Source organism: Corynebacterium durum (assembly GCF_030408675.1).
GTDB classification, from domain to species: Bacteria; Actinomycetota; Actinomycetes; order Mycobacteriales; family Mycobacteriaceae; genus Corynebacterium; species Corynebacterium durum.
Genome location: NZ_CP047200.1, coordinates 2078659 through 2101135 on the forward strand (window position 1 = coordinate 2078659; position 22477 = coordinate 2101135).

Genomic DNA, 22477 nt, shown 5'->3' on the forward strand with positions numbered 1-22477 from the left:
ACCATGCTATCGCGCGCCGCAAAGCACAAGGTGGCAATATATACAGGTGTGACCTATACCGATGCCTCCGCCGCCCTTGCCGCCCTCGCCGACACCTACGGAATTGCCACCTCATACTGGTCGGCAGATGGAGACCACATCACCGTTAGCGACGATACTCTCCTGAAAACCCTGAGAGCTCTCGACGTACACGTTGATCCCACGGAAGAAAGCTGTCGCGCAGCCATCCAACACTTCCACGACGAGGCATTCGCTAGGCCCCTGCCCCCCTGCGTTGTGGCCATCCAGGGCGACGCCCACCACATCAACGTTCACGTTCACGACGGCGCCACCGCCGACGTCACCCTCACCCTCGAAGACGGCAGCCAACGCTCCATACAACAGGTAGAAAACTGGGCAGAACCCCGCACCATCGACGGCATCACCTGGGGCGAAGCCACCTTTGTTTTGCCCGAAGACCTGCCGCTCGGCTGGCACACACTCCACCTGCACTCGGTGGACGGGGGCAGTGAAGGCACGGACGGTGATGCGGGTGATGCGGCGGGCGCCGATAATCAAGGTGTCGAACCCCTGACCGCCAGATGCGACGTGGTGATCACCCCGCGTAGGCTCTCCACCGCCGACCGGTACGTTGAACACCCCGTGGGCGGCGTCATGGCGCAACTGTATTCCGTGCGCAGCGAGGAGTCCTGGGGCATCGGCGACTTCCACGACCTCGCGGAACTTGCGCGCATCACCGCCGAACACGCACACGCCGACTTCCTGCTGATCAACCCCCTCCACGCCGCAGAACCCTTCCCACCCATCGAAAACTCCCCCTACCTTCCCACCACCCGGCGATTCATCAACCCCCTCTACATTCACGTCGAAAGCATCCCCGAATACGCCGACCTGGACAGCGAAACACACGGCCGCATCGACTCCCTCGCAGCGCCGCTGAAAGATGCCAACCACAGCCCCGACTACATCCGACGCGACCCCATCTACTCGGCGAAACTCTACGCACTCCGCCAGATTCACGCCATACCCCGCAGCCCCGAACGCGACGCCGCCTACCAGGACTATCTCGCCCACGAAGGCCACGGACTCGACGACTTCGCGCGCTGGTGCGCCGCCCAAGAAAACCGCGATGACGACACCACCATCGACTTCTACCGCTGGCTCCAATGGATCTGCGACCAGCAATTCCACGCTGCCAGCGCCGCCGCCCACGACGCAGGCATGAGCATCGGCATCATGGCCGACCTCGCGGTTGGTGTTCACCCGGGAGGTGCCGACGCCACCAACCTCACAGGCGTCCTCGCCCCCGAGGCGTCGGTAGGCGCACCCGCCGACGGCTACAACCAAAACGGGCAAGACTGGTCCCAACCCCCATGGCACCCCCGCAAACTCGCCGAAGCCGGATACCGACCCTGGCGCGACATGCTCCGTACCGTCCTCCGGCACTCCGGCGGCATCCGCGTCGACCACATCCTCGGCCTCTTCCGACTCTGGTGGATCCCCCGCGGACAATCCCCCCTCACCGGCACCTACGTCCACTACGACTACAACGCGCTCGTCGGCATCCTCGCGCTCGAAGCCGAACGCGCCGGGGCCGTTGTAATCGGCGAAGACCTAGGAACTTTCGAACAATGGGTCCAAGACGTCCTCGCCGCCCGCGGCATCATGGGCACCTCCATCCTCTGGTTCGAACGCTCCCCGTCCGTAGACGGACCCCGCCACCAGGGCGAATACCGACCCCTTGCCCTCTCCTCCGTGACCACCCACGACCTCCCGCCCACCGCCGGATACCTCTACGGCGAACACATCGCCCTCCGCGACCGGCTCGGGCTACTCACCCGCGACACCGAAACCGAAAACTCCGAGGACCTGGCCTGGCAAAACCGAATACTTGCGCGCATCGGCGAATACGGGCTGTTTTCCGGCACTGCACTGGACGGCCACGATTTCGACGGCGCGGCACGCGACGACCGCGGCGACATCACCGACCTCCTCGTGGCCATGCACCGCTACATCGCTGGAACACCTTCCGCGCTCACCTGTGCCTCCCTCGTGGACATGGTTGGCGACATCAAAGCACAAAACCAGCCCGGCACCACCCATGACCTCTACCCCAACTGGTGCATCCCGCTTTGCGACGCCACGAACACCCCCATCCTCATCCACGATCTGCCCGCATTGCCTTTGTTCAGGGCGGTTGCCGAGGCTTCTAGGAGGAGGTGAGCGCGGGGGTTCTGGGGGTGGCGTGAAGGTTGTATACCGCCCTTCTGAACGTCCCTCGCCTTGGGATTTACCGTAATTGCACCGTTTTCCGTCCAAGTGGTGTAGTTACGGTCGACCCTGCGTAATGTGCTTATGCTCAAGCACGAAAACACCCCGTTTTGCGACCTGAGGATAAGCATACTTTTATGCAACCGTTTGCACTAACGTTGTTCAATGCTTCACGCGCCCCCTCTGCCTACCCCGGCTAACAAGGTCCACCGCCAGGTACGGAAACACCCCTTTTTCCAGCCTAGCGATAGACCTACCTTACATAAACGCCATTCAGGGCTAGAAGAACTGGCCCGCAGCCCAGGAAATGATGACGAGCGCAAGCAAACCAAAGAGGGCAAGCTTCACACGTGACTGGGGATACTTGTTGTTCCGCATGAGGTTAGGGTATCACTAGCACCTAAAGCCACTCTCACAACATCAAAGCGGTGCACAACATGATCAAGCCAGTCGCGCAGGAAACGGCAGCAGGAATGGTACAACCCCCTACCTAGGCTCCTCGTTAATCACGATCCGCGAACCGCCTGGCCGAACACCGGCTGGGCGGTCTCGCTGTGCAGCACCTTCACTGACCTCGCGGCCCCTATGAACTACGGGCCGCCGGAGGAGTTCTTGGCCGTTGAAGAACCGGTAGGTGCGGGCACCCGCAATGTCGATAACCCTGAGCAGCGCAAAAGCCAGAAAAAGGCAGAGCGGAACGGTGCCGCCGAGCACCGCGATTACCTGGATCCACATGGGCGCGGAGGTGAGTTGCTGCCCAACAAGGTCAAGGTAGCGGGTGATCGTCGACATCATAAGTAAAACTTTACAGCGCCCCGCCGAGGCCACGTCGCCTGAGCAAGGGTGCCACGTCCTTCGCGCGCCCGCGCAACGATTCAAAAGCTGCCGCATAATCAGAAGCCCCGCCCCGGGAGAGCACCAGGTCACGGAAGCGCTGCCCCGCAGCCCGCGCGGCCTCGCCACTGGCCCCCGGTCCGGCCGCGCCGGTTTCTGTGAACCAGTCAAAACCGTCAGCGTCGAGGGCTTCCGCCCAAAGGTAAGAGTAGTATCCGGCGGAGTAGCCGCCGCCGAAGATGTGGTTGAAGTAGGTGGATTGGTAGCGGGGTTTCAGGTGTTCAACCACGAGTCCGGCGTCCTGCAACGCGGCTTCTTCAAATGCATGCACGTCGCTCACACCGGCGGCATCCTCGCTGCTCAGGGAATGCCACGCCATGTCGATGATGGCGGCGGCGAGGTACTCGGACGTCGCAAAGCCTTGGCCGAATTGGCGGGAGGCGGTGATGGCGTCGATAAGTTCGGACGGGAGGGGTTCCCCGGTGTCGATGTGGCGGGCATAGTTGCGAAGAACCGCTGGGTCGAGCGCCCAGTTTTCGTTGATTTGGGAGGGGAATTCCACGTAGTCGCGGGGCACGTTGGTGCCAGAGAAGGTGGGGTACCGCACGTCGGACAGCAGGCCGTGGAGTGCGTGCCCAAACTCGTGGAACATGGTGGTCACTTCGTCGAGGGTGAGCAGCGCGGGGCTGCCGTCGGTGGGTTTGGTCACGCCCATGACGTTGATGATCACCGGCCGCAGCCCCAGCAGCCGCGACTGCTCCACAAACCCGGACATCCAGGCGCCGCCGCGTTTCGACGGCCGCGCGTAGTAGTCCGTCAGGAACAGCCCGATGCCGGTGCCGTCTGCTTCCTTCACCTCCCAGACGTCTACATCCGGCGCATATCCCGCCAGGTCAGGGCGAGGTTCCACGCGGATGCCGTAAAGGCGCTCAGCCGCGTAGAACACGCCGTCGCGCAGCACGCGATCCAGCGGGAAGTAGCGGCGCAGCTCCTCGGCATCGAGGGAGTAGTCACGCTCCCTGAGTTTCGACTCCCAGTAGGGCCAGTCCGCGCCGTCCACCTTTTCCTCAGCGGTCGTGTCCGCGAGCTCGGCGATCAGCTTGTACTCCCCCGCCGCATTAGCTGCGGCGGCCGGGGCCAAGTCACGCAACAGGGTGCGGGCGGCGTCGGCACTACCAGCGGTTTCCTCTTCGATCACGTAATCGGCGTGGCTGGGGTAGCCCAGCATCTCCGCGCGGCGGGCCCGCAGCCGCACCATCTCCAACAGCACCGGAACATTACTACCCGTCCCGCGCTTCTGCGACGCCTCATACAGCGCCATGCGTGCCGATGCCCGCTCCAACACCGCCTGATCAGCCTGCACCGTCGGCAAATCCAGTGGGACCACATAGCCGGCCCGGCCCAGCGCGGTGGCTGCGGCGGCAGCGGCTTGCCTGCGGGAGGCGTCGAAACCGGCGAGTTCTCCCTCTGACAGGTCCACTGCCAGGGCGTTCGTCTCGGAGAGGAGATTCTTGCTGAACTCGTCGCTCAGCACAGACAAGCGCTGGTTGATGGAGATAAGCTCCGCCTTAGCATCAGTGGAAAGGTCCGCACCGCGGCGTCGAAAAGCGCGAAGCAGGTACGCATGCAGACGGGAACTTTCCTCGTCGCCGGGCGGGGGCGTGACAGCCTGGATGCGGGCGTACAGGTCCGCGTTCTGGTAGACGGAATCGCTGTGAGCTGCAAGTTTCGGCGTGATATCGGTGGCAACGGCATCCAGAGCCTCCGACGCGTCCGTGCCGTACAGGTTAGCGAACACCGCGTGCACCCGACCCAGCGCCTGGCCCGACCGCTCCAGCGCCTCCACCGTGTTTTCCCAGGTAGCGGGCTCGGGATTCGTGGCGATGGCGGCAATCTCGGCGGTATGCTCGGCGATGGCGGCATCGAAAGCGGGGATGAAATGCTCGTCGCGAATATCAGCGAACCGCGGAAGCTGATACGGCAAGTCGGACGGCACAAGCAGCGGATTAGCGTTCATGCGTACCAGTCTGCCACCCCGATTGTTAGCCTAAACACATGACCCCTCCACGCATCGTGCCCTACTGCACCATCCCCGGTTTGTTCCACGACGCTACCGCCAGGGGCGAGGACGGTGAGCTGCACATATACGTGCCTTCGGGCGCTGTTCCTGTTGACGGGCTCCCCGTCCTCGCCTTCATCCACGGCGGACGCTTTGAAGAAGGCTCCCCCGCCGACATCGACGGCACGGCGCTGGCACGCGAGGGGTTTGTGGTGGTGAGCATCGGCTACCGCCTAGGGCTGGCCGGGTTCGCCCAATTCCACGACGACAACCCCGCCCACTATCGAGGCATCGCCGACGTGCAACTCGCCCTCGAATGGCTGCAGCACAACATCGAAGGCCACGGCGGCGACCCCACCAACATCACCCTCATCGGGCAATCTGCAGGTGCCGCCATCGCCCTCTGGCTCGCCCGCCGCGACCACTACCGTGGCGCTTTTCGACGCCTCGTTGCACTCTCACCCAGCTTCCCTACCGGCGGATTTCCCTCCCGCAAGCGCACATTGCGTCTCCTTCTCGGAGCACCCATCACGCGGGATTCTTTGAGCCGGTTTGGGGATTGTGGCCGCGGAGCTGGACGAGGCAACCGGAGCGCTGCCCGTTTGCGGCGAGCCTACCGGCGTTTTCGCTCGGTGTACTTCGCAGGTCCGGCGCTCGGACCGTGGCCGTGGGACACCAGCGAACTCGCCGACGTGCCCATCTTGGTCACCAGCACACACGACGAATTCCACAACGAACCCATCACCTCCGCACTCGACCGCTGGAAACTCGGCGGGGTTGCCGCGTGGGCGCTGCGGGTGTGCGGAGTTGGGCGTGGGGTATCTGGTGCATCTGGGGCGAGGCAGTTTATCGCTGATACCATCATTCACTGCTGGGTGCGAGACATTACAGCCCATCACGCCGGCCAGGTGTGGCGTGGCGAACTCGTGGGAATGGGCGATGAGCCCGCCGTGCACTGCGATGACCTGCGATTATTGTTCGAGGGTGGCAGTGAGAGCGTTTTCCGCTCAGATGTTCTCGGCTTCGCCCGTTCGGGACGTGTGGATTGGCCAGAGAAAACGTGCAAGCAGTGGACGGTTGACGGCTAGGGTTCGGCTAGGGTTTGGCTGAACTGGGGGTTTACAGAAGGCGCTATCTCACAATGTACATGTTTTAAATTTCAGCGACTTTTTGCACCCACACGACGCACACCCTTGAAGGGCTATTTAAGGTGCACTGCGCTCGCATTTTGCTTACTCTAGTGTATATGAGTCGGAGTCCTAGTTCTGGATGGCAAACATCTCAAAAATCTCAAACATCTGTGGCGAAGCAGTTGGAGGATAATGCTCCCGCTTCGCAGCGTGTGGCACACCGTCATCCGCATGATTGGTATAAGCAGGCAGTGTTTTATGAGGTGCTGGTCCAGGCTTTTAAAGATTCCAACGGTGACGGCATTGGTGATTTTCAGGGTTTGACGGAAATGCTGGATTACCTGCAATGGCTGGGGGTGGATTGCGTCTGGTTGCCGCCAGTGTTTGATTCCCCGCTGCTGGATGGCGGCTATGACGTCCGGGATTTCACTAAGATTTTGCCGGACTACGGCATTGTGGATGATTTGCAGCACCTGGTGGCACAGGCTCATCAGCGGGGGATTCGGGTGATCATGGACTTGGTGATGAATCACACGAGTGATCAGCACCTGTGGTTTGAGCAGTCGCGACGCAACCCGCATGGCCCCTATGGGGATTACTACGTGTGGAGCGACACCCCAGAGTTGTATTCGGATGCGCGCATTATCTTCATTGATACCGAGGATTCAAACTGGAGTTATGACCCGGTTCGCGGGCAGTACTATTGGCATCGATTTTTCTCTCACCAGCCGGATTTGAATTACGAGAATCCCGCAGTGCAGGAGGAGATGCTGAATACGATGCGTTTCTGGCTGGATCTGGGACTCGACGGATTCCGGCTGGATGCCGTGCCGTATTTGTTTGAGGAAAACGGCACAAACTGCGAAAATCTTGCGCCAACACACGAGTTTTTGAAGCGTTGCCGCAGGCTGGTGGATCAGGAATACCCTGGTCGGGTGCTGCTCGCGGAGGCGAATCAGTGGCCGCATGATGTGGTGGAGTATTTCGGGGACGGTCCGATCGGCGATGAATGCCACATGGCGTTTCATTTCCCGTTGATGCCGCGACTGTTTATGTCGCTGAAGGAGGAGTCGGCGCAGTCGGTGATAGATATTTTGGCCAATACCCCGGCTATTCCTGAATCGGGCCAGTGGGGTATTTTCCTGCGCAATCACGATGAATTGACCTTGGAAATGGTCAACGATGTGGAGCGTGCATTCATGTATGAGCATTATGCGCAGAATCCGAGGATGCGTTCTAATGTGGGTATTCGCCGCAGGCTTGCTTCCCTCCTGAAGGGCGATTTGGCGCAGTTGCAGTTGCTTACTAATTTGCTGTTGAGCCTGCCAGGTTCTCCGGTGTTGTATTACGGGGACGAGATCGGCATGGGCGATAATATTTGGCTGCATGATCGCGATGGGGTGCGCACACCGATGCAGTGGTCTGACCAGCGTAATTCGGGTTTTTCGGATACGGACCCCGAGCAGCTTCCGCTACCGGTGATCACGAATTGCCAGTTTGGCCACCAGGCGGTGAATGTGGAGAATCAGTTGCGCAACCCCGGTTCACTGCTGCATTTCACGCGGAATTTGATTGCGGTGCGTAAAGAACACGCCACGTTTGGCATGGGGTCATTCCGGCCGGTTGCCAGCTCGAATCCCGCCATTTTCGCGTTTATCCGCCAGTATCGCGATGAGACGCTATTGTGTGTGAGCAATTTTGCCGCCACGCCGCAGCATACTGAGTTAGCATTGGAGGAGTTTGTGGGCCGCACCCCGGTGGAATTATTGGGCAATACGGCGTTTCATACAATTACGGAGTCGTGGACGTTGACATTGGCGCCGCGCGGATTTTATTGGATGTCACTACGATGAGCAACCTCGCTGAACAGCGCTTTTACGCGGCTAAATCGGAACCAATCACGGCGGTCACGCCCCTCACCCAGGCCCCGGTTGAGGGCGGCACCCTGATGATTGCTCGGGTGGAGCGCCCCTCCGGCAGCGATGTCTACCAGCTGCTTCTCGACGCCGCGGGCAACGACGTCCTGGCCACGCCCGCCGTCGCAACGCCACTTCTGCAGGCACTGGCAAAAGGGCAGCCCGCCGGTTTTGGCACCTTCCACCAGGTCACAGGAAAAATCCCCGAAGGAACACCCCGTCCCATGCCCGGCGAGCAGTCCAATACGTCCCTGATTGTGGGCGACGCGGTGGTGAAGTTTTTCCGTCGCCTGGAACCCGGCATGAACCCGGATGTGGAACTGCTGGTGGGGCTGAGCCGCGAGGGCTGTGAGCATATCGTCCCGGTGCGCGGCTGGGTGGGGTACGAGGATTATGTACTAGCCATCGCCCAGGATTACCTCACCGACGCGGAGGACGCCTGGGAGGTGGCCACCCGTGCCGACCACTTCACAGAGGAAGCCCGCGCGATCGGGCAGGCCACCCGCCGGGTGCACGAGGCACTGGCCACGGCGTTCCCCACGTCCAGCACCACCACCATCGCGGACACCCTGAATCAGCGTCTGGATTTGCATATACAGCGCTCACCGGCCGTGGCAACCTTCGAGGATCAGGCCCGATCCCTGTACGCGCAACTACCCAAGGATCCTATACCCACGCAACGGATTCACGGGGATCTGCATTTGGGTCAGATCCTGCGCACCAACGGTCGTTTCGTGCTCATTGATTTCGAGGGTGAACCCGCGATCCCGCTGGAACAGCGTCGCCAGCCGGACAGCACGCTGCGCGACGTGGCAGGGCTGGTGCGGTCCCTGGATTACGCGGGTCACGCCGACGCCATCCCAGCCCTGTTAGAGGGCTATGGACTGGCCAGCTCTACTCCCCTACTCGACGCGTTTGTGCTGGATAAGGCCCTGTATGAGGTGGCCTACGAGTCGAATAACCGCCCCGACTGGGTGCACATTCCACTACAAGCGGTCAAGCGCATCCTAGGCGAGTAGTGCCTCCCGCAGCGCTGTGTGGTCGATTTGCTCCCGCATCCAGGGGCTGAAGGCGAAGGGCGTGGCCTCGACCGCGCGCAGCACGTCGGCACCTGGCAGCCACTGCCAGGAATCGACCTCCTCGGGATTCGGCGCAATCTCACCAGCAACAACAGCCATGAACACTGGACACACTTCCCACTCCACGATGCCGGAGGAATCGGTGGCGCGGTAGCTGAAGTCCGGGAGGATCAGGCGGGCGTCGTCAAGCGCCGCCGGGCTGATGCCGAGTTCCTGGGACGCGCGGCGTCGTAACGCGGCTTCGGGAGTTTCGCCGGGGCCTGGGTGGCCACACATGCTGTTGGTCCACACGCCGGGCCACGTGGGTTTCGCCAGCGCACGGCGGGTCAGCAGCACCTGGCCATCGGGGCGGGTGAGGTAGCAGGAAAACGCGTAATGCAGTGGGGTGTTCGTGGTGTGCACGGTGGCTTTCGGGTGTGTGCCTGCTGGACGACCGTCGGGACCGATGAGGACAACTAGCTCAGTGTCGCTGGCGGGGGTGCGCATAAAACTCAGCTTAACCGACGTGACAGAATAGGACCCATGTCTGTTGTTGAGTCATCGTTGCTGCTCCGCAGGGACGCGTCCGTTGCGTTCCTCCAGCGGCGATTCGAACAACTCATCCACGACGTTGATCAGGTCAACGGGGACGCCGCCTGGGCCTGCGCCCTCGCCGAGAACATCGCCACCGGCGGCAAGCATGTGCGCTCCCTGCTGGTCCACGTGGGTGCGGACCGCCCCGCCCGCGTCGAAGCCACACCAGACATCGCCGTCGGCGCGGCCTTCGACCTGCTCCACGCCGCTTTCCTGGTCCTCGACGACGTGATCGACGCCGACGAGCAGCGCCGCGGCTCCCCCACCATCCACGCCGCCGCCCGACAACGCGCCACCGATTTGCACGGCCCCATCACACGTGACGACGCCGCGCACTACGGTACGTCCGTGGCCATCCTCGCCGGCACCGCAGCCATGAACGAAGCCTCCCGCATCATTATCGACGCCGGGGCACCCGCCGACACCACAGTGCAACTCATGCGCATCTTCCACACCGCCATCACCGATTCCGTCGTCGGGGAATTCATGGACATCCACCATTCCCTCCCCGGCGTGGACGCCTCAGACGACCTCATCCGCATGGCATCCCGGCTAAAAACCTCCTCCTACTCCTTTGAAACACCCCTGATCAGCGGCGCAATCCTCGCCGGGCGAGACTGGGCCGTTCCGCACCTGACACACCTGGGACGCACCATCGGCTCCGCCTACCAGCTCGCCGACGACATCCAATCCATCTTCGCCCCCAGCTCCATCACCGGCAAAGACCCCGCAGGCGACCTCATCCGGGGCCGCGCAACCCCGCTCATGGCGCTGGCGCAACACACCCAGCAATGGCCGGACATGGTCACCGCCATTACAAGCGGTGACCTCGACCACGCACGCACGCTTCTCCGCCACAGCGGCGCCGTGGACAAAGCCCACGCAGAAGCAGAAGGCTACATTGACGACGCCGCAGTCATCCTGAACACCGAGGGACTCTTCTCTCCCGATGCCCGCACCGCGCTCACCAACGTGGGCACCTACATACGCAGGAGCCTCGACGTTGCCCGATAACCCACTCCACGCCTACAACCACTACTCCCGGCGCGCCGCCTCAATTGTCATTCGTGAGTACTCCACCAGTTTTTCTCTAGCTAGCTGCCTACTTCGGGGTCGGGTCCGCCACGATATTTGCAACTTGTACGCCGTGGTGCGCATCGCCGACGAGATCGTGGACGGTGTGGCCGCCGCAGCCGGGCTGGACACCAATAGCATTGCCGCCGAGCTTGATGGGTTTGAGCAGCAGGTTTTTCGCGCCACCCGCACCGGTTTTTCCACGAACCCCGCCGTGCACGCATTTGCAAGCACAGTGCACCGCTGCCGCATCTTTGAAGAGCATATTCGGGCATTTTTCACCTCAATGCGCCGCGATCTTGACCCCACCGCCTACGACCAGGCCGCGCTGGATGATTACATTTGGGGTTCCGCCGAGGTCATTGGCCTGATGTGCCTGGCCATTTTCACTGCAGACCAGCCGCTGAGTCCCGCCGATCAGAAACGCTGTGAGGAGGGGGCGCGCCGCCTGGGGGCTGCGTTTCAGAAAATCAATTTCCTCCGCGATGTGGGTGACGACACGATAGCCTTGGGAAGGGATTACCTGAACGTCCAGGCAGAGGGCGAGCAGCGGGGCGTCGATAAGCGGCAGATCGTTGCGGACATCACCGCCGACCTTGATGCCGCCTACCCCAGCATCGCCCTGTTGCCAACCGCCGCGCGCGCCGGGGTGCTGGCCGCGTACCTGATTTTCCGGGACCTGTGCGCCCGCCTTGACCACATGACCATGTCGGAGATTATGTCCACGCGGGTGCGGGTACCTGCGGTGATGAAGGCTCGACTTGTGGCGCGGGCATGCGTGCAGGCCCCTCGACTTCACCCACCCACTATGTAGAAGGATCAACACATGAGCGTGCCACCAGCCAGTAAGCCCCTCGCAACGAAACCCCGCGCCGTGGTAATCGGTGCCGGGGTTGCGGGGCTTGCCGCCGCGTGCCTGATGGCCAAGGATTACGACGTGACGGTGCTGGAGAAGAACCCCGAGTCGGGCGGCCGTGTGGGTCGTCTCCGGGACGGCGGGTTCCTTTGGGACACCGGCCCGAGCTGGCTGCTCATGCCAGATGCGTACAAGCGCTTTTACCAGCGCATGGGCACCACCATGGAGGCTGAACTGGACCTGGTTCGGCTGGACCCGGCCTACCGCGTGTTCCACGAGGGTTTCGATCCGGTGGATGTGCGCAGCGGTATCCCCGAGGTGCGCGCGCTTTTCGACGCCCTTTCCCCCGGCGACGGTGAGAAAATCGCCGCCTACCTGGACAGCGCCACCGACACCTACCGCATGGCACTGAAAATGTTCCTGTACACGACGTTTTCCTCCGTTCGGCCTTTTCTCACCCGGGCGATGCTGGGAAGGCTGGGCACCCTGCAGCGTCTGCTGATGACCAGCCTGAAACGCCACGTAGAGCGGGATTTTTCCCACCCCATCGCCCAGAAAATCCTGCAATACCCGGCGGTGTTCCTGGCCACTAGCCCCGCCGACACTCCCGCCATGTATCACCTGCTCAGCCACGCCGATCTGGTGGAGGGCGTCTACTATCCGCGCGGTGGGTTTGGCACGGTTGTGGATTCCCTGGAGCGCCTAGCGCTGGGGCAAGGCGTGGAGTTGCGTTTCGGCTACGAGGCGCGGGCCATTACCTCCACACCCGTTGATGCGAAGGAAACACGGCACAAGGCCACGGGGGTGCGGGTGTGTCAGGTGAACTCCGACAAAGGTGGTGTGAAAGAGACTGAAGTCCTCCCCGCCGACGTGGTGATCGCCGCCGGGGACATGTACCACACCGACACCCAGCTGCTGCCGTCGAAACTGCGCAGCCACCCGGAGCGCCATTGGAAGCACACCAAGCCAGGTATCGGCGTGGTGGTGGCCATGCTGGGCGTGCGCGGCCATCTCCCCCAACTCACCCACCACCAGCTGATCCTCTCCAGCGAATGGGAGGAGGATTTCGATGCGATCTTCAATTCTCCGCACGGGTCGTCGCACTCCATTTACGTGTGCAAACCCTCCGAGACCGACACCGAGACGGCCCCCAAAGGGCACGAAAACCTGTTTATTTTGATCCCTACCAGCGCGAGCACCGACATCGGACACGGCAGCACGTACAACGACGAGCCGACACCCAAGGTGGAGATGCTTGTCGACGCCGCGATCCAACTGATCAGCGACCGCTGCGGCATCCCCGACCTGGAAGAACGCGTGGTCGCCCGGCACACGCTGGGACCTGCGGATTTTGCGCAACGCTACTTCGCCTGGCACGGCACTGCCTTGGGCTACGCCCACACGCTGCGGCAATCCGCCTTCCTGCGGGGCAACCAGGCATCCAAGACGGTGGAGGGCTTGTTCTACGCTGGGAGCACCACCACCCCGGGTGTTGGGGTGCCGATGTGCCTGATCAGCGCCGAGAATGCTGCCTCGCTCGCCGCCGACTACCTGGCGTAATTACTGTAGGTTGCCCTTCCAGGTGACGTTGGCGATGGTGAGTTCCGCATCGGAGGTGGAGCTCACTGTGGTATTGAACTTGTAGCGCACGCTGGTGGTGGCACCCGCACCAAGCGGCAGGTCAAGGCCATTGACGTAGCTGTCATCGGAGTTGGAGTTCGTGTTCATCAATTCCGCGTTGCCGGATTTGGTCTTCAGGGTCGGCTGCCCCAGCGCCGATGGCGGCAACGGCGCATCATTCAAGTTCTTCAGGTTCAGCAGAATCACCACTCCGCCGCTGCTGTCGGAGCTGACGCTACGCAAACGCCAGCGCACGTTCAGCCCTGGGTCTTCTATTTCCTTGGAGGCATCCTGGGTGGTGACGGGGTTGGCTTCCTTCGCCACGAACTCCTTAGCGGTGGAGGGTGTGAGGGTGGTGGATAGGCCGCTGCTGGAGTTTGTTGCCCCTGAGCTGCATGCTGCCAGCGCGAAGGGAACCGTTACGATGCAGATTGCGGCTACTTTTGCCCTATTGCTCAACACTTCGCTGGTCACACCTTTCCTCAATCTCCACAATTGGTTTTCATTCTAGTATGACCAGAATTCAGCTACTGTTGTGGTCATGGATTTTCCGTCATTAACCGAGCTTAAAGCCCGCAACACCCTCAAATGGACCCGCTACGGCGACGACGTTCTGCCCCTCTGGGTCGCCGAATCGGACTTTAGTACCTGCCCCGAGGTGAAAGCCGCCATTATGGACGCTGTGCAGCGAGAATCCTTCGGCTACCCGCCGGACGGCCACGGCCTCGCCCCGGCGCTGGCAGCATTCAGTACAACCCGCTACGGCTGGGACATCAATCCGGCACGCATTTTCCCTGTGCCGGACGTGGTGCGCGGCGTGTACCTGGCCCTAAGTTTCCTGACTAAGCCAGAGTCACCGACGATTATTCCCGCCCCCGCCTACATGCCGTTTTGGGAACTCACTGCCGCCACCGGCCGGGAAACCATGGTCATTGACGCGTACGGCGGATTGGACCTGAACGATATTGAAGACTGTTTTAAGCGCGGCGCGGGCAGCCTGATTCTGTGCAACCCTTATAACCCCCTCGGATACACGTTCAGCAGGGAATTCTTGATTGAACTCGCGGACTTAACGGCACGCTACGATGCCCGCATCATTTCCGACGAAATCCACGGACCGCTGGTCTACGACGGCACCCACATACCCGCCGCCTCCGTGTCCGACACCGCAGCACAGGTGTGTGTGACCGTGACCGCGACGTCGAAAGCCTGGAACATCGCAGGGTTGAAATGCGCACAGATGATATTCACCAACGATGAAGATGTGGCGCGGTGGAATGCCGTGCCGTGGATGCTTCGCGACGGCGTGTCCATCCTCGGCCTCGTCGCGGCGCAAGCCTGCTACGAAGCACCCACCAGTTTCTTAGACGACCAGGTCGCGCAGCTGAAAGCCAACCGGGATTTCCTGGTGGAGGAACTCCCCAAGCGCGCCCCCGGCGTGCTAACTGCCAACCCCGAGGCCACCTACCTGATGTGGCTGGATTTCCGTAACACTCCCCTGGCGGACCAGCCCGCAGCGCAGCTTATGCGGAAGTCCACGATTGCCCTGAATGAGGGCACGACGTTTGGCCAAGGGGGCGAAGGGCATGCGCGCCTCAACTTCGCCTGTTCCCCAGGCACGCTGGAGATCGCCATAGATCGCATCGCCTCTGCAGTGGCCGGATAGCTTTACCCGGTGTAGAGCGCCTCGTACCACTCGGGGCGGGTCTCCCCAAGTGTTTTCACCACCACCACGGTGGCCGCCGCCACAGCCTTAGAACTAGACCCCATCTGGTCGGCTTTGATGGTGGCGTGCAGCTCATTGCCCTTGTCCTCAATGATGCCCTGGGTGACGGCCAGGTCGCGGGCCTCGGTGAGCGGTGCCACAGCATTGTCGCCAGGGGTCTCCGACGTGCGGTCGACGTACCCCAGCACCACACTTTCCTGCACGGCGCGGGTGAGGAAGTCCTTCTTGAACGCACCAGCGCGGGTGAGTTCAATGGGACCGTTGTCGCGAATTTCCTGCACCAGCCACGCCAGGACCTCGCCGAAGGGCGAATGCATCCGGAACAAGGTCTGCTCGCCAGCGGTGAGCTGCGTCATCACGGTGAGCAGTTCCAGGGAGCGGGCAATGGACTCGGCGTCGAAACGCGCACCCCTGCCCTCCAGGAGTTGCATGTCCGTGGTGTAGTCACCCATGCCAGTGACAATGCCGATGAAGGTTTCCCCATCAACATTGACGGTGAAATCCGCACCCAAGCGATCAAACCTGACCCCCTGGGCGTCGAAAAACAGGGTGTCTGCGGGCATGTGACGGGTATCGCCGATGGCGATGGGTTTGGGGCCGAACGCGCCAGCGCCAACCCATGCGGAACGGTAGTCGCTGATATCAAATAAGCGCAGAAGTACCGCAATGACCATATCTACAGTTAGATGCGTGGATAGTTGCACCACGCGGAAAGCCCCACCAGGCTTTTGGAACGTTACTTGGGCAGTACGTTTCGGCCCAGGGGTCCCGGGGAGCAACGCAAGGTCAGAGCTGATCTGGCTATCAGACACAACAAACAGTGACGATGCGATGAACAGTGGATTAGCTGCCATACCATTCAAGTGTACCCCCACAATTGGCTTTTTAAATCCCCCCTTCTAATATTTACCAAATGGAGCAAGTCATCCAAAGTACCCGAAATAAACGACTCGTTTTCTTAGCCACACTCATGTTATTTTCCATGTACTTTGGTGCGGGTAACCTCATTTTTCCACCCATATTGGGTGCACAGTCAGGGGAAGGATTCTCCCTGGCGATCGTAGGGTTTCTGCTCACCGGTGTGGCTCTACCCGTGGTCGCAGTGATCGCCATTGCGCGCACCGGTAGCGACATTTTCGATCTTTCCATGCGCGGCGGGAAAGTCTTTGGCGTGGCCTTTCCCGTACTGGTGTACCTAGCGATTGGCGCGTTCTATGCCCTCCCCCGCACCGCCGTTGTCAGCTACTCGACGGCGATTGTGCCTCTGACCGGGTGGTCCTCCGGGATTGCCTCCACGGCGTTCTTCGTGGGGTTCTTTGCGGTGGCGCTCGCGCTGGCCTTCAATCCGCACGGATTGATCGATAAACTGGGCAAATGGCTCACCCCGGCGCTGCTTATTCTTCTCGTGGTGTTGGTAGCGCTGGCCGCCATGCAGCTGCACCCAACTGAGACGGATGCCATAAATAAATTTGCCACCCACCCCTTGTCCACCGGACTCATCGAGGGCTATTTCACCATGGATTCCCTCGCATCCCTGGCGTTTGGCATCCTGGTAGTTTCCGCACTACGCCACAGCACCAAAACCACAGGTTCCACCCTCGCCCGTCTGGTCAGCATCGCCGCCTGCGGCGCCGGCCTGCTGCTCGGACTCATCTACGTCGGATTGGGGCTAGTAGGGCATCTCATACCAAACTCCCACAGCTACAGCAATGGTGCCGAACTCCTCGCCGCAGCCGCCGAACAAACCATGGGACGCACCGGATTGATCATCTTCGGGGCGATTGTGCTGCTGGCCTGCATGACCACAGCCGTGGGACTCATCGGCGCGACCAGCGAATTCTTCAACCGGCTGCTCCCGGGCGTGTCCTACCGTGCCTGGGCCGTGATATTTTCGCTTGTTTCCTTCGCCGTGTCCACGACCGGCCTGGAAACCGTGCTCTCCATCGCAGGCCCCATCATCGGCTTCCTCTACCCGTCTGCCATCACGCTGGTGCTGCTCACCCTGCTCGAACCGCTGCTACCGGTACGCCTGCACTACGGGTTCCGCTTCGCCCTGACCGTGTCCGTGGTGTGGGCAGCGCTCATGAGCCTCAGCGACATTGGGTTGAGCTTCCTCGAACCCCTGATCAGTTGGTCACCTGCCCACGCCCAGCAGCTCGGCTGGGTCGTCCCCACGCTGGTGCTCGCCGCCGTGGGCTTCGCGGTGGATATGGTGCGCAAGAAGGAAACCACTGAGGCTGAGCCTGAAACGTCAACGGCGGACGAGTCAGCGGAAGCCTCCGTGTAGGCCATTACACACTGCCCGTTACACACTGCCCAGCCGCTCGATGTACACCGTCGGCCGCATCTGCCCCACCATGTCCACCAGCTCATACGCACTGGGCTGAGTGCCCTTGGGGAAACGCACCACATAATCCGTCACCTCCGCCGGTATCCCCCGCTGGCGTATCGACGCCGCGGTCACCTCACCGTCCACGTGGTAGGGCAACAACGCCACATACGTGGTGGTCTTCCGGCGCGGGTCGCAGCGCGTCCACACCTTCACTGTAGACAGTTCCGACATGGGAAAACTAATGCCAGAGTGCGGAATGCTCACCTGCTCCCCGATCACCAGCACCACCCGGCGCGCCCGAAACGCGATGGTCGCCAAGCTGGACAGCGCAATGATGATGCCCGCCGCCGGGGCGGCCATGCCCAGGGCGTACAGCAGGCTGAGGGTGTTGTTGCCGCTTGTGCGGTAGGCCCCCAGAAGCAGCACCGTGATGGGCCCCAGCACAATGACAAACAGCATGCAGATTTTTGCGGCACGCGAGCTGAGGATTGCGGAGTAGCTGCTTCGGACTTTTATCACTGGTGTGGGCATGGGGTTGACTCTGCGGCTAGTATTCGTCGGCTGTTGTGATGAGCCGCGTGATAATCTCCTGCGAACCCCAGTGGATTCCGTCGTGTTGGAACGCGTTGGTGATAAAGGGCCGGAGGTCGCGGAAGACGCGCGCCGTGTTCATGGAATGCTCAAAGGGCACAAACACGTCGTCAACGTAGATCGCGGCGGCCGCCACGGCGGGGCCGTGGCCGAGGCTATTTTTATCGTACAGGCTGCGCCAATCGTCTTTGGCGGCGAGGGCGTGCGCGGCGTCGATAAACGGGCACAGTGCGGGGTCTTCCTCGAATTGCCAGGGGAAAATGTGCTCGCCGGTGAGGTAGAACGGCTGGGTCATGTCGGTGGGGTCGGCGTGTTCCTCAAAGCCGGGTTTGTCCTCACGGATGCGGTGCGCGGACCAGTTGGTGGGGCCTGGGACGGTGCCGCCGTAGATGGATTCGTGCACCACAGCGTACAGCGGCCCCTGTTCGAAGGAGACGCGACTGCCTACGCTGTTGAGGAAGTCGGAGCGTAGCTTCTTCTCGCCTTTCACGGTGACAAATGGGTCTTCAAACAGGTAGGCGAGGGTGTCAAAGCCCCGGTCGCGGCCAAGTTCGATGCCGATGGTGCGCAGCCTACGGGAACTCAGGCGCTCGCCGGTGGGCAGGAGCTCGTCGGAGTGGTCGAGGTGGGCGCACACCTCCCGGATGCGGGCCTCGATCCACGGGAAGTGACGGTAGAGCTGGTCGTGCCGGAACTGCAGCTTGTCAAAGGTGGCGCGGTAGATGTCGTCGGCGTGGCAGTCGATGGCGGGCAGACCGCCCGTGAGAAACACCCTCTCTAGGCTCTCGGGGAACATCGAAGCGTAGGTGGTGATGCAGAAACCACCGAAACTCTGGCCGAACAGCAACCACGTGTCCACCCCAAAAGCATGGCGGAAAGCCTCGCAATCAGCGACGATGGAATCGGCCCGGAGCAGGGAGTAACGCTCGGTCGGCAGCACGTTCACTTTGTCCACCCGCCCCGAACGCCCCGTGCCGCGCTGGTCCAGCAGCAGCACCCGGTAATGCTTCAGGAACTCCCTCAACCAGCCGCTTGCCGACGTCGGTCGGGGTGACGGAAAGCCCGGACCGCCCTGCAGGTACACCAATAACGGCAGCTCCTCCCCCTTCGGGGGCACGATCTCCCGGGCGAAGATGGTGAGGGTGTCGTTTGTGTTGGGGTTGTTGTGGTCCCAGGGGACATCCATCTCCCAGGACTTCAGTGTGTGTCCAAACCGCGTGGTGGAGCCGACAAGCCGTGCATCAGACATAGTTCACCATGCTAGCCGCTGGCGAAGGCTTCAAAGACATGGCGGCAATGCCCATCACGTTCGCAGCTGGCTCATGGTGCGCAATATGCCCCGGCGCAGGGTGAACTAGTACAGTCCTAGGGGTGGACTACATCTCAACACGCGACCCCCAGCGCACCCCAGCGACGTTTACTGACATTCTGCTTGGCGGACTGGCCCCCGACGGGGGCCTCTACCTTCCCGCCGATTACCCCCAGATCAGCGACGACACGCTCACCACGTGGCGTGAAACCCTGGCGGCGAAGGGATACGCTGCGCTGGCCGCCGAGGTGATCAAGCTCTTTGTGAGCGATATTCCCGCCGAGGATGTGGAGGCGATCTGCGCCCGCGCCTACACCACACCGACGTTTTCCACCCCAGACATCGTGCCCGTCACTGAACTGGACGACAACCTCTTTATCGGGCACCTGTCCGAAGGCCCCACTGCGGCGTTTAAAGACATGGCCATGCAGCTGCTCGGCGAGTTTTTCGAATACGAACTCACCCGGCGCGGCGAAACGCTCAACATCCTGGGCGCCACCTCTGGGGACACGGGGTCCGCAGCGGAATACGCCATGCGCGGCCGCCCCGGTATTTCCGTGTTCATGCTGACCCCCGCTGGCCGCATGACCCCCTTCCAGCAGGCCCAAATGTTTGGTCTTGATGACCCAAATATTCACAATGTCGCGTTGGACGGTGTGTTTGATGATTGCCAGGACATTGTGAAGGCCGTGAGTAACGACGCCGAGTTTAAACAGCGCTACCGCATTGGCGCCGTGAATTCCATTAACTGGGCACGCCTCATGGCGCAGATAGTCTATTACATTTCCTGCTGGATTCGCATCACTGACAATAATGCACAAAAAGTCAGTTTCTCCGTTCCCACCGGTAATTTCGGCGATATTTGCGCGGGCCATATTGTCCGCCAGATGGGCGTTCCTATTGACCGCCTGATCGTGGCCACCAACGAAAACAATGTGCTGGACGAGTTTTTCCGCACCGGCGCTTACCGCGTGCGCAGTTCGGCGGACACGCTGGAAACCTCCAGCCCCTCCATGGACATTTCCCGCGCCTCCAACTTCGAGCGCTTCATCTACGACCTCCTCGGCCGCGACGCCACCCGCACCGCTGAACTGTTCAGCCAGCGCGAGGGGTTCACGCTTGCCGACGACCCCGCTTTCCCCGCCGCCGCGCAGCGTTACGGATTCCTTTCTGGCAGCTCCACCCACGCCGACCGGGTAAGCACCATCCGTGACACGTGGGAACGCCTCGGCGTGATGCTGGATCCCCACACCGCCGACGGCGTGCACGTGGCCCGTGGCCTGCGCGACCAGGTGGACACCCCCATCGTCTGCCTGGAAACCGCGCTGCCGGTGAAATTCTCCGACACCATTGTGGAGGCCACCGGACGCGAGCCAGACCTGCCGGAACGCTTCGCCGGCATCATGTCCGCCCCGCGTCACGTCACCGACATGCCTAACGACGCCGCCGTAGTCAAGGACTTTATTCGCCGCACTGTCGCAGGCTAGCTGCCATGTCCTCCACGTTGGCGGGTGGCCAGTATTCCTCTGGTCGCGGGCGCATCGTGCCCGGGCCTGGGGTACATTTTTCCACCGTATCGCGCCACCGTTGTGGAATACCCTCCGAGCCGTACACCCCGCCCAGCACAGCGCCGACGATGGCGGCGTTGGTGTCCGTATCCCCACCGCGCCCGACGGTACGTACCAGTGATTCTTCAAAGTCCGTGCCCGTAGCCAGCTCGTACACTGCGTAACTGAAGGCCAGTTTCACCCAGCCAATGTGTTCTGAGACCAGCGGCCTCTCTGTGGACTGCTCAATGAAAACCCGAAGCTCGGGCGGAGCGAGGTCAAGCAGGGCGTCGATAAGCGCGCTGGCGGTGAGTTCCTGGGCGGCGGCGCGTGCCAAGGCAACGGCGACGATGCGGTTGATGGTAATGCACAGGGGGTGGGTGTGGGTCATGCGGCAGTCGAGTTCCACGAGGTCAGCGAGCGTATCCTCCGGCAGGTTCATGCCCAGGATTGCGAGCGGACTCAGGCGCATCAACGCACCGTTGGCCTGCGAATCGGGATTGATGTACTGATGCAGCAGCGCATTTGCGCAGGTAATGCCAATATCGAAGGGGTCCGACGCCGCCCAGCGTCGGTAGCTTTCCAGCACATCCTGGGCGTCGTAACCGCCCATGCGGATAATGCTGCGGGCCATGGCCAGGGCCATTTCCGAATCATCGGTTGGCTGACCCGCGATCAGCCGAAACACTCCCCCATCCTGTAATTCCCGAACTCCATCGGGGTAGGCGGCGGCAATCTCCGCTGCGGACTGGAACTCCACCAAACTCCCCAGGCTATCGCCGATCAACTGCCCATAAAGAATACCTGCGCATCGAGACATACCACCTAGGGTATCCTCAACACCATGGGTATTTTTGACAAAGCCAAAGAAGCACTCGGCAACGAGGAAAACACCGACAAAGTGTTGGACAAAGCCGAGGACCTGGCCAAGAGCAAACTCGGCGATGACAAAGCCGACCAGATCAGCAAAGTCCGCAAGGTGATTGACGACAAAATCGGCGAATAGCGCACTTCTGGGACGTTGAGAGGGCCGCGTTTAGAAAGCGAGGTAGAGCACGTAGGCAATACCCGCCATCATCAGCGAAATCATCAGATTAGCCACGATTGATTTACGCTTAACAGCGGCCTTGACATGAAAGCCGTAATCCCGCCACCCGGCGCAGTCCTCCGTACCCGGCGGGATAATCCACCGGGGGCGCAGTGTGCAAATGATAAGCCAATCGATAATAAACAAATCGATGAGGAGCATCATCACTTCCATGGTCAACGCCACCGCAAACCCCAAGCGGAAATTCCCGCCGTGGTGCTGCAAAAACAGCAACGTGGAATACACCAGAGTTCCCAGCAGCGTGAGCAGATAGATCCCGCCGAACAACCAACCACGCCGCTGATCCTCTGGGGTGGCAGGTGGCATGTGCTGCTGAATATCCTCCGGGAAATCATTCCGAAATGCCTCATGGCTTGCGCTTAGGGCGTACAACAACATCAACGTGGGGAAAATAAGAAGGGGAATGCTGACCAACAGAGTGTGGTTGACAACATCGTTCATACTTCTAGACT

Annotated in this window: 20 protein-coding genes; 11 read left to right on the forward strand and 9 right to left on the reverse strand. The window is 61.3% G+C overall.

Annotation, left to right across the window (positions count from 1 at the left end; all coding sequences use genetic code 11):
- The first annotated feature begins 48 nt into the window (after positions 1-48).
- Positions 49-2223 (forward strand): 4-alpha-glucanotransferase, encoded by a 2175-nt coding sequence (locus CDUR_RS09670; RefSeq protein WP_179418045.1) that lies wholly within the window; start codon positions 49-51, stop codon positions 2221-2223.
- Positions 2224-2757: 534 nt separating this feature from the next.
- Here the strand turns inward: CDUR_RS09670 and CDUR_RS09675 are convergent.
- Both CDUR_RS09675 and CDUR_RS09680 read right to left on the reverse strand, forming a co-directional pair.
- Entirely contained in the window at positions 2758-3066 is a 309-nt protein-coding gene (locus tag CDUR_RS09675; RefSeq protein WP_179417161.1) for a hypothetical protein, read from the reverse strand.
- Between the two features lie 10 nt (positions 3067-3076).
- Complete coding sequence (locus tag CDUR_RS09680) at positions 3077-5122, reverse strand: M3 family metallopeptidase (RefSeq protein WP_179418046.1); 2046 nt, start codon at positions 5120-5122, stop codon at positions 3077-3079.
- A gap of 38 nt (positions 5123-5160) precedes the next feature.
- On the opposite strand from CDUR_RS09680, the gene CDUR_RS09685 reads away from it, so the two are divergent.
- The 3 genes from CDUR_RS09685 (at position 5161) to CDUR_RS09695 (ending at position 9229) form a co-directional block, all read left to right on the forward strand.
- On the forward strand, positions 5161-6252 hold the full coding sequence (locus tag CDUR_RS09685) for a carboxylesterase family protein (RefSeq protein ID WP_179418047.1): 1092 nt from the start codon (positions 5161-5163) through the stop codon (positions 6250-6252).
- Between the two features lie 212 nt (positions 6253-6464).
- Positions 6465-8147, forward strand: a complete 1683-nt coding sequence (gene treS / locus CDUR_RS09690; RefSeq protein WP_179419102.1) for a maltose alpha-D-glucosyltransferase — start codon at positions 6465-6467, stop codon at positions 8145-8147.
- Positions 8096-9229, forward strand: coding sequence for a phosphotransferase (locus CDUR_RS09695; protein ID WP_290207416.1), 1134 nt, complete (start codon positions 8096-8098; stop codon positions 9227-9229). Before treS ends, CDUR_RS09695 begins: the two co-directional genes overlap by 52 nt.
- Here CDUR_RS09695 and idi read toward each other — a convergent pair.
- A complete protein-coding gene (idi, locus tag CDUR_RS09700) occupies positions 9218-9775 on the reverse strand; it encodes an isopentenyl-diphosphate Delta-isomerase (RefSeq protein ID WP_179418048.1) in 558 nt (185 codons plus the stop codon). The genes CDUR_RS09695 and idi overlap by 12 nt on opposite strands.
- A gap of 36 nt (positions 9776-9811) precedes the next feature.
- On the opposite strand from idi, the gene CDUR_RS09705 reads away from it, so the two are divergent.
- The 3 genes from CDUR_RS09705 to crtI are packed head-to-tail and all read left to right on the forward strand — an operon-like array spanning position 9812 to position 13352.
- Entirely contained in the window at positions 9812-10876 is a 1065-nt protein-coding gene (locus CDUR_RS09705) for a polyprenyl synthetase family protein (protein WP_179418049.1), read from the forward strand.
- Positions 10866-11750, forward strand: a complete 885-nt coding sequence (locus tag CDUR_RS09710) for a phytoene/squalene synthase family protein (protein WP_233452934.1) — start codon at positions 10866-10868, stop codon at positions 11748-11750. Before CDUR_RS09705 ends, CDUR_RS09710 begins: the two co-directional genes overlap by 11 nt.
- 12 nt (positions 11751-11762) lie before the next feature.
- Positions 11763-13352, forward strand: a complete 1590-nt coding sequence (gene crtI, locus CDUR_RS09715) for a phytoene desaturase family protein (RefSeq protein WP_179418051.1) — start codon at positions 11763-11765, stop codon at positions 13350-13352.
- On the opposite strand, the gene CDUR_RS09720 is transcribed toward crtI, so the two are convergent.
- Entirely contained in the window at positions 13353-13886 is a 534-nt protein-coding gene (locus CDUR_RS09720) for a hypothetical protein (protein WP_179418052.1), read from the reverse strand.
- A gap of 67 nt (positions 13887-13953) precedes the next feature.
- Here CDUR_RS09720 and CDUR_RS09725 point away from each other — a divergent pair, with 67 nt between their 5' ends.
- A complete protein-coding gene (locus CDUR_RS09725) occupies positions 13954-15078 on the forward strand; it encodes a MalY/PatB family protein (protein WP_179418053.1) in 1125 nt (374 codons plus the stop codon).
- Positions 15079-15080: 2 nt separating this feature from the next.
- On the opposite strand, the gene CDUR_RS09730 is transcribed toward CDUR_RS09725, so the two are convergent.
- Positions 15081-15992, reverse strand: coding sequence for a hypothetical protein (locus CDUR_RS09730; protein ID WP_179418054.1), 912 nt, complete (start codon positions 15990-15992; stop codon positions 15081-15083).
- A 59-nt stretch (positions 15993-16051) separates the two neighbouring features.
- On the opposite strand from CDUR_RS09730, the gene brnQ reads away from it, so the two are divergent.
- Positions 16052-17425: a branched-chain amino acid transport system II carrier protein gene (gene brnQ / locus CDUR_RS09735; protein ID WP_179418055.1), complete on the forward strand. Its 1374-nt coding sequence runs from the start codon at positions 16052-16054 to the stop codon at positions 17423-17425.
- Between the two features lie 18 nt (positions 17426-17443).
- On the opposite strand, the gene CDUR_RS09740 is transcribed toward brnQ, so the two are convergent.
- Together CDUR_RS09740 and CDUR_RS09745 are read right to left on the reverse strand one after the other, a co-directional pair.
- The gene (locus CDUR_RS09740) at positions 17444-18001 is read right to left on the reverse strand and encodes a hypothetical protein (RefSeq protein ID WP_179418056.1); all 558 of its coding nucleotides are present in this window, start codon (positions 17999-18001) and stop codon (positions 17444-17446) included.
- Between the two features lie 16 nt (positions 18002-18017).
- On the reverse strand, positions 18018-19247 hold the full coding sequence (locus CDUR_RS09745) for an alpha/beta fold hydrolase (protein ID WP_179419104.1): 1230 nt from the start codon (positions 19245-19247) through the stop codon (positions 18018-18020).
- A gap of 185 nt (positions 19248-19432) precedes the next feature.
- On the opposite strand from CDUR_RS09745, the gene thrC reads away from it, so the two are divergent.
- Entirely contained in the window at positions 19433-20857 is a 1425-nt protein-coding gene (gene thrC / locus CDUR_RS09750) for a threonine synthase (protein ID WP_179418057.1), read from the forward strand.
- Here the strand turns inward: thrC and CDUR_RS09755 are convergent.
- Entirely contained in the window at positions 20832-21737 is a 906-nt protein-coding gene (locus tag CDUR_RS09755; protein ID WP_179418058.1) for an ADP-ribosylglycohydrolase family protein, read from the reverse strand. The two genes, thrC and CDUR_RS09755, sit on opposite strands and share 26 nt — an antisense overlap.
- A gap of 24 nt (positions 21738-21761) precedes the next feature.
- Here CDUR_RS09755 and CDUR_RS09760 point away from each other — a divergent pair, with 24 nt between their 5' ends.
- Positions 21762-21923 (forward strand): antitoxin, encoded by a 162-nt coding sequence (locus tag CDUR_RS09760; protein ID WP_179418059.1) that lies wholly within the window; start codon positions 21762-21764, stop codon positions 21921-21923.
- Between the two features lie 30 nt (positions 21924-21953).
- Here the strand turns inward: CDUR_RS09760 and CDUR_RS09765 are convergent, their stop codons facing one another.
- Positions 21954-22466 (reverse strand): hypothetical protein, encoded by a 513-nt coding sequence (locus CDUR_RS09765; RefSeq protein WP_179418060.1) that lies wholly within the window; start codon positions 22464-22466, stop codon positions 21954-21956.
- Positions 22467-22477: the final 11 nt, after the last annotated feature.